This window comes from Citrobacter sp. CK195, from assembly GCF_030333365.1.
GTDB classification, from domain to species: Bacteria; Pseudomonadota; Gammaproteobacteria; order Enterobacterales; family Enterobacteriaceae; genus Citrobacter_B; species Citrobacter_B koseri.
Window position 1 is genome coordinate 197,603 of record NZ_JAOWGB010000024.1, and the last position, 16,174, is coordinate 213,776.

Here is a 16,174-nt window from a genome sequence, read left to right on the forward strand (position 1 = left end):
GGAAGACGTTATGGTTAAGAAAACAATTGCAGCGATCTTTTCTGTTTTGGTGCTTTCTTCCGTGCTAACTGCGTGTAATACAACACGCGGCGTTGGGCAGGATATCTCTGAAGGCGGCAGCGCCATTTCAGGCGCCGCGACCAGAGCCCAGCAATAAATGTGAACGGTACGGCGTGGCGTCGTACCGTTAATTGATTTGCTCCGGTAAGGATAAAAACGGCGAGTAGCGATTATCCATATGCAATTTCATGCGGATATTGCGTTTGTAGGTGTAGACCGTTTTGCCGTGAATACCGAGCGCAGCCGCGATCGCGTTGTTTCCCGCACCTTCCATCCACATTGTCAGCACCTTTTCCTCCTGCGGCGTAAGCAGCGGCGTGGCGGTTTTTGGCGTGTCAGTAACGGACTGGGCAAGCAGCACGTCCTGAATATTCCGCGATAGCTCATGCAGCGTGGCCTGTTTCGACACTACAGCATGGACCTGATACAGCGGGTCGCTATCGGCCTGGTACTGTCCGCCGCCTGATTGCAGCAAAATTAAAGGCGTGGCTCCGCAGGCCATCAGGAGCGGAGCTGCTGGCTTAAAAGAGTGGCTGTAGTTGAAAAAACTATATAAGTCAGCGATAACCAGATGAGGTTTCCACTGGGAAATATGCTCTTTTGCCAGTAGCAGGTTATTCAACCCTGATACCAGGAACGAAGAATCAAATAAGCCAGAATGATTAAGCCAGGCCTCTATCCCCGTGCGGGTGAAATGGCAGCGGTCAATCACTAAAATTTTTAACATAAACTTTCCGCATCCAGAAGTAGGCGATGGCTTCCTGACCTCAGAAAGCGTCTCATCATAGAGAAGTCCGATGAGCGTCGAATGCGTGAACTGCGCTGCGAATTGCGCCCAATTCATGCTTTTGCAACGCTGGAAAATAAAAGGGTTGAATTTGATTTTTTCGCAGGCAAAAATGCTTTCTCACACCTCTGCTTTGCAGGACGACCTGCAAATGTATCTTTCACCGGGGACGGCCCCATTTTTCTGGAGCCAGATATGTCCTGGATAATTTTGTTCATTGCGGGTCTGCTTGAAGTCGTTTGGGCGGTCGGCCTGAAATATACTCACGGATTCAGTCGCCTGACGCCCAGCGTCATTACCATTGCGGCGATGATTGTCAGTATGGCGCTGTTGTCATGGGCGATGAAAACCTTGCCGGTTGGCACGGCATACGCGGTCTGGACGGGCATCGGCGCGGTAGGGGCTGCCATCACCGGCATTTTGCTGCTTGGCGAATCCGCCAGTCCTGCGCGTCTGGCGAGCCTTGCGCTGATCGTAGCGGGGATTATTGGGCTGAAGCTCAGCGCTCACTAATCCTCCGGGGAAAAGCGTTAAGCGCCGGGTTGTTTTACCCAGATTAATTTACTGACATCAAACCCTTCCCGGGTCGCGACGGCCAGCATCTGCTGCTTCATCTCTTCGGAGAGCGTCGGCGTGCGTGAGAGTATCCACAGGTAGTCGCGATCCGGGCCGCACACCAGCGCATGGCGGTACTCTCTGTCGATCGCAATGACGTTATACCCGCCGTAGAAAGGGCCGAAGAACGATACTTTCAGCGCGGCGCGGCTGGGGTCGCCCGTAAACCAGGCTTTCCCTTCTGTTTTCTGCCACATGCCCCTGTCCGGGTTGTAGCCTTTGTTGAGGACGTTCAGGCCACCGTCATCCCGCAGACTGTAGGTTGTCGTCACTTTTTCAAGACCGCTTTCAAAGCGGTGATCGAAACGCGCGATTTCATACCAGGTGCCAGTGTAGCGTCTGGCATCAAAGTCAGTGACAACGGTAACGCCCCTGGGCGGGACAGGCGTGCTACACGCGACGACCAGAAACGCAGCGGTAACGGCGGCAACGACAGGCAGCAGGCGCATGGGATTTTCCTTAGCGGTTTTTTCTAAGTGTAGAACCTGGCGGGAAAAATAAGGGAGAAGGGGAAATAAAAAAGCGCCCTCTTATCGCGCAGATAAGAGGGCGTATGGCTTAGATTGTGAGGATACCGATTGCCGTAACAACGGTCAGAATCGCCGCCAGACCGTAGAATACCCATTTGCCGCTTGGCACATGGATTTTCAGGTCATGCATCGCATGGTGCATACGGTGTAAACCGCACCACAGCGGCAGGACGATCATCAGGAACAGGAACGCGCGGCCAATGAAGCTCTGGGCGAACGCCAGTACGCGTTCATAGCTCAGCGCATCGCCCGGGAAAAGTCCCAGCGGCAGCAGAATACCCACCAACAGAACCATTACCGGCGCAATAATCGCGCCCCACATACCACCTGCACCGAACAGGCCCCAGAATACGGGTTCGTCAGAGCGTTTTGGATTTGGATTAATCATCCCGGACTCCTTACCAGTACAGGGCAACATACAGTATGACTACGGTGACAACCGCAGTAACAACCCAGAGACCTTTAATGATCGGCTCTGGCCCCATTTTTTCGTCTTTAACAATGATGTTGGCGGCTTTTGGCGCCAGCTCGAACCAGGTTTTGGTGTGCAGCAAGGCTGCCGCCAGGGCGATCAGGTTTAAGATCACCACTACCGGGTTTTGCAGGAAGCCAACGAAGCCCATCCAGGATTCCGCGCCATGTTTGAGGGCAAACAGGCCGAAAATCAGTTCAATGCTGAACCAGACTGCCGGAACCGCCGTGCCTTCGCGCAGCATGTAAAAGCGATAAAACGGCAGTTTTTTCCACCAGGTGGACGTCATTGGCCGCACATAGGCTTTGCGTTTAGTCGTCATGTTGCACTCCTTAGCGTGGTTTCAGGGTGGCGATAAGAAAGTCTTTCGAACTTTCCACTTTACCCTGCTGAATGGCCGCAGCCGGATCGACGTGTTTCGGACAGACTTCGGAGCAGTAGCCCACGAAGGTACAGGTCCATACGCCGTTCTGACCGTTTAACTGCGCCATACGCTCCTTCTTACCGTGGTCGCGGCTGTCTTCGTTATAACGATGCGCCAGCGTGATCGCAGCCGGGCCGATGAACTCAGGGTTCAGGCCGAATTGAGGGCACGCGGCGTAGCACAGACCACAGTTGATGCAACCGGAGAACTGGTGATACTTCGCCATCTGCGCCGGGGTCTGGGTGTTTGGCCCCTGATCCGGCGTACGCGGGTTGCCGATGATGTACGGCTTGATCGCTTCCAGGCTCTCGATAAAGTGCGTCATATCGACGACCAGATCGCGTTCGATCGGGAAGTTCCCCAGGGCTTCAACCTTCATACCCTTGGTGTAATCACGCAGGAAGGTTTTGCACGCCAGTTTTGGCACGTTGTTGACCATCATGCCGCAAGAACCGCAGATCGCCATACGGCAGGACCAGCGGTAGCTCAGGTCCGGCGCCAGGTTATCTTTGATGTAGCCTAACGCATCCAGCAGCGACGTCGCTTCATCGTAAGGCACTTCGTAGAAAACACTGTGCGGCGCGGTGTCGGTTTCCGGGTTATAGCGCACCACCTCAATTTTCAGGTTTTTCATCTCAGACATTACGCCTTCTCCTTCTTATCGGCGGCTTCCGCTTCAGCGCCATACACACGTTTTGCCGGTGGCAGAGTGGTGATTTTCACGTCGCTGTATTCCAGGCGAGTTGTGCCATCAGCATCGCGGAAGGCGAGGGTATGTTTGAGGAAGTTGACGTCGTCACGCTCGGTGCAGCCTTCGTCCAGACGTTGGTGAGCGCCGCGTGATTCTTTACGTGCCAGCGCGGAGTGCGCCATACATTCCGCTACGTTCAGACCATGACCCAGCTCGATGGTGTACAGCAGGTCGGTGTTGAATACGCTGGAGGTATCGGTGATACGAACACGCTTGAAGCGTTCCTGCAACTCCGCCAGCTTATCCACGGTTTTCTGCATGAGTTCCGGCGTACGGTAGATACCGCAACCTTCTTCCATCGACAGGCCCATTTCATCGCGGATTTTCGCCCAGTTCTCGTTGCCTTCCTGGTTAACGAGGTCTTTCAGACGTTGTTCAACGCCCGCAACCTGCGCGTCAAGCGCGGCGTCGTTAGCCGTGCCTGCGGTTGAGGCGCGTTCCATTGCTTGTTCGCCCGCCAGACGGCCAAAGACCACCAGTTCCGCCAGAGAGTTAGAACCCAGACGGTTAGCGCCGTGCAGACCTACGGAGGAGCACTCGCCAACGGCAAACAGACCTTTAATGCGGGTTTCGCAATTCTGATCGGTTTCGATGCCGCCCATGGTGTAGTGCGCGGTCGGACGAACCGGAATCGGCTCTTTAACCGGATCGACACCCACGTAGGCCTTCGCCAGTTCGCAGATGAACGGTAAACGTTCGAGCAGTTTTTTCTCGCCCAGATGGCGCAAGTCGAGGTAAACCACATCGCCACGCGGCGTGGAAATGGTGTTGCCTTTGCGCCATTCGTGCCAGAACGCCTGAGACACTTTGTCGCGCGGCCCCAGTTCCATGTATTTGTTTTTCGGCTCGCCAAGCGGCGTTTCCGGGCCCATGCCGTAATCCTGCAAATAGCGGTAGCCATTTTTGTTGACCAGAATACCGCCTTCACCACGGCAGCCTTCGGTCATCAGGATACCGGAACCCGGCAGACCGGTCGGGTGATACTGAACGAATTCCATATCACGCAGCGGTACGCCGTGGCCCAGCGCCATGCCCATACCGTCGCCGGTCACGATGCCGCCGTTGGTGTTGTAGCGATACACGCGGCCTGCGCCGCCGGTAGCCATCACCACCGCGTTGGCGCGGATCTGCACAAGCGTGCCTTCCATCATGTTCATGGCCACGAGGCCACGGGCATGACCGTCATCGACCAGGATATCCAGGACGAAGTGTTCATCAAAGCGTTGGATTTGTGGGAACTGCAAAGAGGTCTGGAACAGGGTATGCAGCATATGGAAGCCGGTTTTATCTGCGGCAAACCAGGTACGCTCAATTTTCATACCGCCGAAACGACGTACGTTGACGCTGCCGTCCGGGCGACGGCTCCACGGGCAACCCCATTGCTCAAGTTGCGTCATTTCAGTTGGACAATGGTGGACAAAGTAATCCACGACATCCTGTTCACACAGCCAGTCTCCGCCCGCTACCGTATCGTGAAAATGGTAGTCAAAGCTGTCATGATCCTGGGCGACAGCGGCTGAACCCCCTTCGGCAGCAACGGTGTGGCTGCGCATCGGGTACACTTTTGAGATCAGTGCGATTTTAGCGTTAGGATTCGCCTGCGCGGCAGCTATTGCAGCACGTAATCCCGCGCCACCGGCGCCTATAATGGCAAGATCGGCTTGAAAGGTTTGCACGACATTCCTCCAGATTGTTGTTATTTCGTCCCCGTACACCATCAGATTGAACTCCTGATTGATGCGGGTTGCGAACGCGTTTCCACTGCTCCTTTATAGGTACAACAGTATAGTCTTACGGATGTGAGGGAAATTTGACGTGTTCGATTTTTTTAGCGCATCAACGGGTCGATTTATCATTGATTCTGATTAATTTAATTACTAAACCACCTGGCTTCACTTTTTTTACTTTTCCGGCGGCGCGCATTATTCCCGCACAAAATTTGTTTCACTGGCGTGTTACGAGTAGACTTCGTGCCCTTGTCTTAAATCGGAGAAAGTACCATGAGCGAAACGGCAACCTGGCAGCCGAGCGCGTCCATTCCTAACCTGTTAAAACGTGCAGCAATTATGACGGAGATCCGTCGTTTCTTTGCCGATCGTGGAGTGCTGGAGGTTGAGACGCCCTGCATGAGCCAGGCGACGGTAACGGACATTCATCTGTTCCCGTTCGAAACGCGTTTCGTCGGCCCAGGCCACTCTCAGGGCATGAACCTTTATCTGATGACCAGCCCGGAGTACCACATGAAACGCCTGTTGGTGGCGGGATGTGGCCCGGTTTTCCAGCTGTGCCGTAGCTTTCGCAACGAAGAGATGGGGCGTCATCACAACCCGGAATTCACCATGCTGGAGTGGTATCGTCCCCACTACGACATGTACCGTTTGATGAACGAAGTGGACGACCTGCTGCAACAGGTGCTGGAATGTCAACCTGCGGAGAGTCTTTCTTACCAGCAGGTGTTTCAGCGCCATCTGGAGATTGATCCGCTGTCTGCGGATAAAACTCAACTGCGTGAAGCGGCGGCGAAGCTGGATTTAAGCAATATCGCGGATACCGAAGAAGATCGCGATACGCTGCTGCAACTGCTGTTTACTATGGGCGTGGAACCGCACATTGGCAAAGAGAAGCCGACGTTTGTGTACCATTTTCCGGCAAGCCAGGCATCGCTGGCGCAAATCAGCACTGAAGACCATCGGGTGGCTGAACGCTTCGAGGTTTACTTCAAAGGTATTGAGCTGGCGAATGGTTTCCACGAACTGACGGATGCGCGCGAGCAGCAACAACGCTTCGAGCAGGATAACCGTAAGCGCGCCGCGCGAGGCTTACCGCAGCAGCCTATCGATAACAACCTGCTGGAGGCGCTGAAGGTGGGGATGCCTGACTGTTCCGGCGTGGCGCTGGGCGTGGATCGTCTGGTGATGCTGGCGCTGGGGGCGGAAAGCCTCGCTGAGGTTATCGCTTTTACCGTTGATCGGGCATAAATCTGAAAACCCCTCTTTTGCGAAACAAAATGGCGCAATGAGCGCCATTTTGTAGCACATTATTTTCAATTACCCTCTTATAGCCACAATATAAGTCTGGATGTTTGATACCATTCAGGTATCAATTCTGTGTTGATTTTTATTGCTGACCTCTGCAAGGGGGCAGTGCAAACCGGTGAGCGCCGTTTAGCCAACGTGCCCAGAGTAAGGGATGGTTTCATGAACCAGACAATAAAGAAGATGAGCCTGGCTGGCCTCATCCTGATGATATTTACGTCCGTTTTTGGTTTTGCCAATAGCCCGTCGGCGTTTTATTTAATGGGGTATAGCGCGATCCCGTGGTATATCTTTTCTGCATTATTATTCTTTATTCCATTTGCCTTAATGATGGCTGAAATGGGTTCTGCTTATCGAAAAGAAGAGGGCGGAATCTATTCGTGGATGAATAATAGCGTTGGCCCGCGTTATGCGTTTATCGGCACTTTTATGTGGTTCTCCTCCTATGTTATCTGGATGGTGAGCACTGCGGCGAAAGTCTGGGTGCCTTTCTCTACATTCTTGTTTGGCGCAGATATGACGCAGCACTAGCGGATCGCCGGGCTTGAACCGACGCAGGTTGTTGGTCTGCTCGCCGTCGGCTGGATGATTCTGGTGACCTGTATCGCATCAAAGGGAATTAATAAAATTGCGCGTATTACGGCAGTAGGGGGGATTGCCGTGATGTGTCTTAATTTGGTTTTGTTGTTAGTGAGTGTCGCTATTTTGTTATTAAATGGTGGGCATTTTGCGGAAAATATTAATTTTGTCTCCTCGCCCAATCCCGGATATCAGTCCGGCCTGGCCATGCTCTCATTTGTTGTTTTCGCTATTTTTGCCTACGGCGGAATTGAAGCGGTAGGCGGCCTGGTGGATAAAACAGAAAAGCCGGAAAAGAACTTTGCGAAAGGAATTGTTTTTGCGGCAATTGTTATTTCCGTTGGTTATTCGCTGGCGATATTTTTATGGGGCGTTAGCACCAACTGGCAACAGGTATTAAGTAATGGCTCCGTTAACCTAGGAAATATCACCTATATTCTGATGAAAAGCCTGGGGATGACGTTGGGTAACGCGCTGCATCTGTCGCCGGAAGCGGCAATGGCGACCGGCGTCTGGTTTGCGCGTATCACTGGCCTCTCCATGTTCCTTGCCTATACCGGCGCGTTCTTTACGCTGAGCTACTCGCCATTGAAGGCCATTATCCAGGGAACGCCAAAAGCGCTGTGGCCTGCGCCGATGACGACGCTGAACGCGGCAGGTATGCCAGCCACCGCAATGTGGATGCAGTGTCTGCTGGTGAGTCTGTTTATTCTGCTGGTCTCTTTTGGCGGTGATACCGCGTCGGCGTTCTACAACAAACTGACGCTGATGGCGAACGTGTCGATGACGTTGCCGTACCTGTTCCTCGCGCTGGCCTTCCCGTTCTTTAAGTCTCGCGAAGGCCTGGAACGGCCATTTGTGATCTTCAAAACCCATGTTTCTACGATGCTGGCAACGGGCGTGGTCGTGCTGGTGGTGACGTTTGCGAATGTGTTTACCATCATTCAGCCGGTGATTGAAGCCGGGGACTGGAATAGCGCGCTGTGGATGACCGGCGGCCCGATATTCTTCTCGCTGTTAGCGATGGCGATTTATCAGAACTACAGCCGCCGGATGGCGAAACAGTTTCGCTGGGTGACAGACTGAGGAAAGATACATATTGAATTTCCCCAAAGCCCGAATGGAACACCCTCCGGGCTTTTTCGTATCAAATAATTTTGAGATTTTTATCAGAATGATATTGATGTATATATTTTATGATTATTTACATGTCAAATCTAGGGAAGTGATTTTTTATGGTTGGAAATCATTGTTACTATGAATCTATTTGTGAATATAATTTTTGATTGCTTTTTTATACATGTGGTGTCTATCTCATTACTGGTTGAGAACCATGGCTATTGTCGGGTCAATGCTAAATTAACTTTGGTGATAAATTTTCATGATGATTAGCTCTCCACCTTTTTGTGAGATCGACGAATATGGTTTTCCTCATTGGAATGGGTTAGATTTTTTTCGATGGTATGCCTTACCTACCAATTGGCGTTTTATGACTGGGAAAGCATATCTTTGGTATTATAAAACAGCTTGGTTGATTCACCATAGGGCAATGATAAAGCAATACGCTTATGAAGCAAGAATCCCTGAATTACTCCTTGCAGGTGTTGCTGTTGCTGAAGTTGGCGGAACTCCAGAGAGATTTAAAGGTGTTGGTGTTCTGCAATTCAGACAGATAATTGAAGAAATATTGGGAAAGAACAGTAATGAATCGTCTAATGCTACATCGGTCGGTTCAATTGCTATCCAGATCGGTGTTGCAGCCAAAACAATAGGTATCCACCCTGATAAATTGACTCATTTTCAGCAATTTCGCCTGTCGCAGTGTTTACTTGATAACAGCTTTAACATTCGGGTTGTAGCATTCCATTTACATGATCTTATTTTATATGATAATCCAGACGCTGATACTTTATACTTGACTGACGAGCAGATAATATTGGCGGGTTCCAGATATAATCGTGGAACAATGAGAAGTAAAGATGATATTGTTCAATCAATTAGTGAGTTACCCGGTTCTCCGGGGCGTGAATATGGTGAATATGGTCGTCGAATTATAGAAAAGAAAGATATAATACTTAAAATTATGCGAGGCGGTTAATGAGTTGGAAGTCTTTTACGTTGAATTTTATCTGGGGTATAGTAAGCATTATATCGATAATTATATTTTCAACGCAGGACAAGGAATGGTTTATCGATGGCAGGGGAATCAATGATATCTGTGATGTCATGAAATATATTGAGAATGATGATATTCGAACTGTGGGCATAACTTTAACTCTACCTCTGTTTATTCCTTTTATCTATGCAATTGTATGGCGAAGGCAACGTAGTATCTGGCAATATTCTGTTATAGTGGCTCTCCTGCTCTTTTGGTTATGGCGCTTTGTTATTCGATACCAATTATGTTGGTAAATAAGACGTTGGGTAGTGCTCAACACACCCAACGTTCATCTTATTGTGACACAATTTACAAACTTCCCGCCGGGCGACTTTTCCTGGCGGCGGATGTCAGCGTTCTTCCTGTCTGCCTGCCATTCAGGCTTTCCAGGCGCATCTGGAACGGCGGGAATGGCATATCGATACCGTGCTCATGGAAGCCCGCCAGAATCAACTGGTGGATTTCATGGCGCAACGGCATACGGTGCCCCATCTCTGCGGCATAGATACGCAGTTCGAAGATCTGAATCCCCTGTTGCAGGTCAACCAGGAATACTTCTGGCGCCGGGTTGTCGATCACCAGTGAACAGCGGTGCGCCGCAGTCAGCAGAATTTGCGTCACCTCCTCGCTGTTAGCGTCTGACGGCGCCGGGATGGTCAGCACCACACGCGTTACCGAATCAGACAGCGACCAGTTGATAAACTGCTCGGTGATGAACGCTTTGTTCGGCACGATAATCTCTTTACGGTCCCAGTCGCTGATGGTGGTGGCGCGGGTGTTGATTTTGGTCACGCTGCCGGTAAGGTCGCGAATGGTCACCGTATCGCCAATACGAATCGGCTTTTCGAACAGGATGATTAAGCCGGAAATAAAGTTGGCGAAGATCTCCTGTAAACCAAAGCCCAGACCGACACCGAGCGCGGCGACCAGCCATTGTAACTTCGACCATTCAATGCCAATCATCGAGAAACCGACCAGCCCGCCAATCAGCATCAACAGATACTTGGTGATGGTGGTGATGGCGTAGCCGGTGCCGGGCGTCAGATCCAGATGCTGCAAGAGCGCCAGCTCCAGCAGGGCGGGCAGGTTACGCACCAGTTGCGTGGTGATGATAAACACCAGGATCGCAATCAACACCGCGCCCAGCGTAATCGGCTCCAGACTTTCAACCCCTTGCACCGTGGAGGTGACATCCCACAGCGAGATATTCTCCAGGAAGCCAAAGGCGGAATGGATTTCCGACCACAGCACAATGACCGACAGCAGGGCGATAAGCATCAGGATAGAACGTACCAGGCGCAGCGACTGGGCGCTGATGGCGTCGAGATCCACTTCGCTTTCATCCACTTCGACGGCCCCTTCGAGGCTGGTGGAGTGGGCGGGTTCTTCTTCGCCGCGCGCACGTTGCGCCAGCATTTCGGCCCGGCGATGCTTAGCGCGATCGAACGCCAGACGGCGACGCTGAATCAGCATCCAGCGGCGAATGACGTGATAGATAACCAGCAGCAGGAACCAGATGGCGACGGAGGTCTCCAGTCGCGCCAGCAGCGCCTGCGCGGTGGCCAGATAGCCGACAGCGGCCGCAAGGATCGCAATGAGCGGCGCGCCCATCAGCAGGTTCCAGAGCATACTGTTGACCATATTGTCGCCGCTGCCCTCTTTATCGAGGTACAGCGGGATACCGGCGCGCTTCAGGCTCAGCGTGACAATCGCGAGCGCGCCGCAAATCAGGATGAAGCAGAGACGCCCCAGCGACGCGGAGAACTCCCGATCGTTAAGATTATCAAACATAATCAGCGCCATAATGAGCGGGACAATCAGCCCGATGCTCATCAGGTAATAGCGCATGGCGCGCGCGACACGGTTTCGGGGCCAGCCAAAATGCGCCACAAACAGACCGTTAGGGCGGGCAAAGGTGGCGCAAATCATGACGACCCACAGCAGCGGAACCGTTGCTGTCACCCCGTCGCCGATGGCGACGGCCAGAGGATAAGGCCATGCCTCCTGCAACCCATAGCCCAGCGTGGCCCACAGTACGGGCAGCGGGGAGGCGACCAGAATCGACCAGAACACGGTGCGCAGCGTCAGCCAGAAGTGATCCTGTGTGACTTTCCCGACGCGGGAGGATGAACGCTCCAGAAAACGGGTGAAATGTTTGCGCGAATAGAGACTAAAACCAACCAGCACCAGCGCGCCAAACAGCGGCAGCAGCGTCTCCTTGCTGGTGAGCATCATGATGCTGGCTTTGCCGAGCTGATTGAACGTATCCAGTGAGATCAGTCGACGCAGATCCTGAACGAGGCTGATAGGCCACGAGAGCGACATCGGACTCACGTCAGACGTCCAGAACAGGTAACGGTGAGTGGCTTCGTTGACCTCTTTCAGCGCGTCTTCCAGTTGACTATTGGACACTTTCAGCTTGGTGAGCTCAAGGATCAACGTATCACCGCCCTGCAACAGTGAATTCAGCAGCTCGCGTTGGGTACGCAGTTGGGCGTCAAGAATGCGGCTCTGCTCAGAGGTCAGCGTTTGACCGTCGTCCTGGCGAATCTGACGTAGTTGCGGTTGTTTGTTGAGCAGGTCTTCGTAGCGCATACGGTGTACGCGAAGTTGCGCCATTTCGGTATCTAACTGCTGCGGCTTGGGCATTTCCGGGAGACGCGATACCTGTGCGCGCAGGGCTTCCCCCAGCATATTCGATACGCCTAACCACTGCGACTGTTCCCGCAGGGTGTTCAGGGCCTGACGAACCTGTAGCGTCTGGCTGGTGGCCTGGCGTTGCTGTGAGGCCACCAGATCCATGCGTTGCGCCTGCTGGTTAAGCGCCTGTGACAGCTCGCGGTTCACCTTGAACTGTTCGATAATGCCCGGCGGCAGGTCAGCGCTGTTTTCCGCCAGCAGTTCGGTGCTTTCCAGCGCTCGCTCTGCTTCTCGTTGGCGCTGGCTGTTTAATTGATTGCGTAATGCCTGCAACCAGGCATCCAGCTGTTGGCTCTGTTTTTCCGCCAGTTCGGAGCGCATTCGCGCCAGTTCCTGACGGTTATTCGCCGAAAGCTGCGCCAGTTCCAGCTCATCAACCTGCGCTTTGAGTCTGGCGGATTCGGCCTGCATACTCAGATTTTGCGCCTGGTTGAGCGGGGAGTTGCCGCTGGCGGTGCCAATGCGCCGCTCAATCTCATTTAACTGGCGACGGGCATCCGTTTGCTGTTGTGGAAGCTGGCTTAACGAATCGGCGATTTCACGAGCGCGCTCTCGCTCCTGCTGGGCCTGACGGCTTTTATCCAGCAACTGGCTGCTGACCTGGAGGATCTCCTGGCTTAGCGCATCGGTGGACATGCCTGGCGGCACGCTGCGCGGTTCATCGCGCAAGTTATTGAGCTGTGCGCGTAGCGTCGCGGACAGCTTAGGGAAATTGTCGATAACTTGCTGATATTGTTCGGCGCGCTCAAGAGAACCTTTTCGTTCCTCAAGCGCGTTCAGCGCAGACTGGAGGGCCTCTACGGCCTCTGGCTGAGCGGGTTTTGCCGCTTTAGCCTGCTCCAGTTCCTGGGTAATCAGTTTGGCGTCGGGGGCCGTCGCAGCGTACGCCCCCAGGCTGAGGCACCAGGCCATCAGAAAAGTGATAATCAGGCGCACAGCAGCGATCCTTTATTTAACTTTCGTCTTTCTTGTCGTCAACCAGCGGGCTGGCGTCGTGTTCGGCGTTGATCTCTTCTTCCTGCAGTGGCGCGGGTTCCGCTTCAGGGGTCACGAAGAGTTCGGTAGAAACGGCCAGCGGCTGACCGATTTTGGTCACTGACAGGCTTTGCAGCTGTTCAGCCAGCGTGACTTTACCCGGCGCAAACAGGTTGATCACGGTTGAACCCAGTTTGAAACGGCCCATCTCCTGACCTTTCAACAGCGCCACAGACCCTTCGCTTTCCCCTTCCGGCCAGGTCCAGCGTTTGATCACGCCTTCACGCGGCGGCGTAATGGTTCCTGCCCAGACGGTTTCGATGCTGCCGACAATGGTCGCCCCGACCAGAATTTGCGCCATTGGACCAAATTCCGTGTCAAACAGGCAAATCACGCGTTCGTTACGGGCAAACAAGTTTGGCACGTTTTGCGCGGTCAGGTGATTCACCGAGAACAGATCGCCCGGTACGTAGATCATCTCGCGCAGGATGCCGTTGCACGGCATGTGTACGCGGTGGTAGTCGCGCGGAGAGAGGTAGGTGGTGACAAACGAACCGTTGCGGAACAGGTCCGCCATCAGGTAGTTACCTGCCAGCAGCGCTTCCAGGCTGTAGTTGTGACCTTTCGCTTGCAGGATTTTATCTTCTTCGATTTTACCTGACTGGCTGATCACGCCGTCAGCCGGCATTACCAGTACGTTTGGATCGGTATTCACCGGACGGACGTCGTCACGCAGCGGACGAACAAAGAAATCGTTAAAGGTGCGATAGCTGGCGGTATCCGGCTTCTGCGCCTCTTTCATATCGACCTTGTAGTATTTCACGAACAGATCGATAACCAGTTTGGTCAGCCAGCCCGCTCGTTTTCTCGCGCCCCAGCCCGCCAGGCGAGTGAGCCATAGTTTCGGCAGAATGTATTGTAGCGAAAGTTTAAATGAGTTTAACAAGGTAGCCTCCAGGCCATTGTTGTTCCTGAACCGGCATTGACGCCGGCATCCTGAAAAAAGGGGACGATTCTAGCGATGCTTAGCGTAGTTGTCAGTCGTCCATATCAGAAAAGTTTTTACGTGTTTTTACCTGTGCCATGCTTTCCAGAATGCGGTGATAATTTTCGAAACGGGTTTCTGCAATTTTACCGTCTTCTACCGCTTCACGGATGGCGCAACCTGGGTCGGTATCATGCTTGCAGTCGCGATATTTGCAATGGCCCAGGTAGTCATGAAATTCGACAAATCCGTGGGTGATTTGTTCCGGTTCGAGATGCCAGAGGCCAAATTCGCGTACCCCGGGGGAGTCAATCACATCGCCGCCGTGCGGGAAGTGATACAGGCGCGCGGCGGTCGTGGTGTGCTGCCCCAGACCGGAGTTATCCGACACATCATTGGTGAGGATCGCTTCTTGCAGGCCCAGAAGGGCGTTCAACAGGCTCGATTTTCCAACGCCAGACTGCCCGGCAAAGATGCTGATACGGCCGGTTAGCGCCTCTTCTAATGGTTTGAGGCCATCTTGCGTATGGCTGGATACCATCAACACGCGATAGCCGATGTCGCGATAGATATCCATCTGCTCATTAACGAAGTCCATCCCTTCGTCATCCAGCAGATCGATTTTATTGAGCACGATGATCGGTTCAACCTGCAACGTTTCGCAGGCCACCAGGTAGCGGTCGATAATATTGAGTGACAGCTCCGGCAAAATGGCGGAGACAATGACGATTTGGTTGATATTGGCGGCAATAGGCTTCACGCCGTCGTAGAAATCCGGGCGCGTTAGCACGGAGGTGCGTTCGTGTACGGCTTCGACGATCCCTTTGACGTTAACGCCTTCAGCCGCCGCTTTACCCGGACGCCAGACGACGCGATCGCCGGTGACCAGCGAACGGATCGTGCGACGGATGTTGCAGCGGTGAATCTCGCCATCGGCGGATTCTACGTCGGCATGCATGCCAAAGCGGCTGATGACGATACCTTCAGCGGTCTCGCCGAACAGGTTGTCATCGAAGTCTGCCTTCTCCGTGGACGTTTTTAGACGACGCTGGTGATTGGCTTTCACGCGGCGCTGTTGGCCTTTGGAGAGTTTATTTTTACTCAATCGTACTGGCTCCTGGTCGCCCGCAATGGGCAAAACATCTATGATACACGCTATTTTAGATGAATATAGTCACACTGACTGTGACCTCTGAAGGGTGGAAAATAGCATGAGTGCCAATGAAAACAACCTCATTTGGATAGATCTTGAGATGACCGGCCTGGATCCCGAGCGCGATCGCATTATTGAGATCGCGACGCTGGTGACCGATGCCAACCTGAATATCCTGGCGGAAGGGCCGACGATTGCGGTGCATCAGTCTGCTGAACAACTGGCGTTAATGGATGACTGGAACGTGCGTACTCATACCGGAAGTGGTCTGGTGGATCGGGTAAAAGCCAGCACGTTTGACGATCGCGCCGCAGAACTGGCGACCATTGAATTTTTAAAAGAGTGGGTTCCGGCAGGTAAATCACCGATTTGTGGCAACAGCATCGGCCAGGATCGCCGTTTTCTGTTTAAGTACATGCCTGAACTGGAAGCCTATTTCCACTATCGCTATCTGGATGTGAGTACGCTGAAAGAGCTGGCGCGTCGCTGGAAGCCGGAAATCCTTGCCGGTTTTACCAAGCAGGGGACGCACCAGGCGATGGATGATATTCGCGAGTCGGTGGCGGAGCTGGCTTATTACCGCGAGAATTTTATTAAGCTGTAAACGGCGTGTTTGCCGGATGGCGAAGCGAAGCGTCTTATCCGGCTTATGATTTGCCTGCCGGGTGTGCTTGCAGCGGGGTGAATTTGGCGCTAAATTGTACGCTTTGCTGATAAATTCAACACTCAGAACGAAAACGGAAAAAATTGCGTTTTAGGGGGTTGCAGCAGAAAGGATTTCTCGTATAATGCGCCTCCCGTAACGACGCAGAAATGCGAATTACGACAGCAACAAATTTAATCACAGAATTTCAGATAACAGTCTGAAAAACGAAGATTAAGCGGGAATAGCTCAGTTGGTAGAGCACGACCTTGCCAAGGTCGGGGTCGCGAGTTCGAGTCTCGTTTCC

General features: G+C 53.0%; 15 protein-coding genes and 1 pseudogene. 7 read left to right on the forward strand and 9 right to left on the reverse strand.

Translation table 11 applies throughout. The annotated features are described in order from the left end of the window. Window positions 1–10: 10 nt before the first annotated feature. Complete coding sequence (gene ecnB / locus OGX93_RS12105) at window positions 11–157, forward strand: lipoprotein toxin entericidin B (RefSeq protein ID WP_024130801.1); 147 nt, start codon at window positions 11–13, stop codon at window positions 155–157. 30 nt (window positions 158–187) lie between these two features. On the opposite strand, the gene OGX93_RS12110 is transcribed toward ecnB, so the two are convergent. Beyond that, entirely contained in the window at window positions 188–787 is a 600-nt protein-coding gene (locus tag OGX93_RS12110; RefSeq protein ID WP_049011510.1) for a LuxR C-terminal-related transcriptional regulator, read from the reverse strand. A gap of 255 nt (window positions 788–1,042) precedes the next feature. Here OGX93_RS12110 and sugE point away from each other — a divergent pair, with 255 nt between their 5' ends. Further along, entirely contained in the window at window positions 1,043–1,360 is a 318-nt protein-coding gene (gene sugE, locus OGX93_RS12115) for a quaternary ammonium compound efflux SMR transporter SugE (protein WP_012134457.1), read from the forward strand. Between the two features lie 17 nt (window positions 1,361–1,377). Here sugE and OGX93_RS12120 read toward each other — a convergent pair whose 3' ends face one another. The 5 genes from OGX93_RS12120 to frdA all read right to left on the reverse strand — a co-directional run bounded on the left by OGX93_RS12120 (window position 1,378) and on the right by frdA (window position 5,315). Beyond that, window positions 1,378–1,911: a lipocalin family protein gene (locus tag OGX93_RS12120; protein ID WP_012134456.1), complete on the reverse strand. Its 534-nt coding sequence runs from the start codon at window positions 1,909–1,911 to the stop codon at window positions 1,378–1,380. 109 nt (window positions 1,912–2,020) lie between these two features. Then, window positions 2,021–2,380: a fumarate reductase subunit FrdD gene (gene frdD, locus OGX93_RS12125; protein ID WP_012134455.1), complete on the reverse strand. Its 360-nt coding sequence runs from the start codon at window positions 2,378–2,380 to the stop codon at window positions 2,021–2,023. 10 nt (window positions 2,381–2,390) lie between these two features. Beyond that, entirely contained in the window at window positions 2,391–2,786 is a 396-nt protein-coding gene (frdC, locus tag OGX93_RS12130; protein WP_012134454.1) for a fumarate reductase subunit FrdC, read from the reverse strand. 10 nt (window positions 2,787–2,796) lie between these two features. After that, window positions 2,797–3,531, reverse strand: a complete 735-nt coding sequence (frdB, locus tag OGX93_RS12135; protein ID WP_199971733.1) for a fumarate reductase iron-sulfur protein — start codon at window positions 3,529–3,531, stop codon at window positions 2,797–2,799. Next, the gene (gene frdA / locus OGX93_RS12140; protein WP_047459485.1) at window positions 3,531–5,315 is read right to left on the reverse strand and encodes a fumarate reductase (quinol) flavoprotein subunit; all 1,785 of its coding nucleotides are present in this window, start codon (window positions 5,313–5,315) and stop codon (window positions 3,531–3,533) included. Before frdA ends, frdB begins: the two co-directional genes overlap by 1 nt. A 324-nt stretch (window positions 5,316–5,639) precedes the next feature. On the opposite strand from frdA, the gene epmA reads away from it, so the two are divergent. The 4 genes and pseudogenes from epmA to OGX93_RS12160 all read left to right on the forward strand — a co-directional run bounded on the left by epmA (window position 5,640) and on the right by OGX93_RS12160 (window position 9,665). Beyond that, complete coding sequence (gene epmA, locus OGX93_RS12145; RefSeq protein ID WP_012134451.1) at window positions 5,640–6,617, forward strand: elongation factor P--(R)-beta-lysine ligase; 978 nt, start codon at window positions 5,640–5,642, stop codon at window positions 6,615–6,617. Between the two features lie 219 nt (window positions 6,618–6,836). Next, window positions 6,837–8,339, forward strand: a pseudogene (gene yjeM / locus OGX93_RS12150) (glutamate/gamma-aminobutyrate family transporter YjeM). A gap of 295 nt (window positions 8,340–8,634) precedes the next feature. Beyond that, complete coding sequence (locus OGX93_RS12155) at window positions 8,635–9,351, forward strand: hypothetical protein (RefSeq protein ID WP_114848034.1); 717 nt, start codon at window positions 8,635–8,637, stop codon at window positions 9,349–9,351. Then, entirely contained in the window at window positions 9,351–9,665 is a 315-nt protein-coding gene (locus OGX93_RS12160) for a YjeO family protein (protein WP_110494770.1), read from the forward strand. Before OGX93_RS12155 ends, OGX93_RS12160 begins: the two co-directional genes overlap by 1 nt. A gap of 55 nt (window positions 9,666–9,720) precedes the next feature. Here OGX93_RS12160 and mscM read toward each other — a convergent pair whose 3' ends face one another. From mscM to rsgA, 3 genes are all read right to left on the reverse strand, one after another. Continuing rightward, a complete protein-coding gene (gene mscM / locus OGX93_RS12165; protein ID WP_286449924.1) occupies window positions 9,721–13,047 on the reverse strand; it encodes a miniconductance mechanosensitive channel MscM in 3,327 nt (1,108 codons plus the stop codon). Window positions 13,048–13,063: 16 nt separating this feature from the next. Beyond that, window positions 13,064–14,032: an archaetidylserine decarboxylase gene (gene asd / locus OGX93_RS12170; protein WP_286449923.1), complete on the reverse strand. Its 969-nt coding sequence runs from the start codon at window positions 14,030–14,032 to the stop codon at window positions 13,064–13,066. A gap of 91 nt (window positions 14,033–14,123) precedes the next feature. After that, a complete protein-coding gene (gene rsgA / locus OGX93_RS12175; RefSeq protein WP_104867864.1) occupies window positions 14,124–15,176 on the reverse strand; it encodes a small ribosomal subunit biogenesis GTPase RsgA in 1,053 nt (350 codons plus the stop codon). A 106-nt stretch (window positions 15,177–15,282) separates the two neighbouring features. On the opposite strand from rsgA, the gene orn reads away from it, so the two are divergent. Beyond that, window positions 15,283–15,828: an oligoribonuclease gene (gene orn, locus OGX93_RS12180; protein WP_049011514.1), complete on the forward strand. Its 546-nt coding sequence runs from the start codon at window positions 15,283–15,285 to the stop codon at window positions 15,826–15,828. Window positions 15,829–16,174 lie beyond the last annotated feature (346 nt).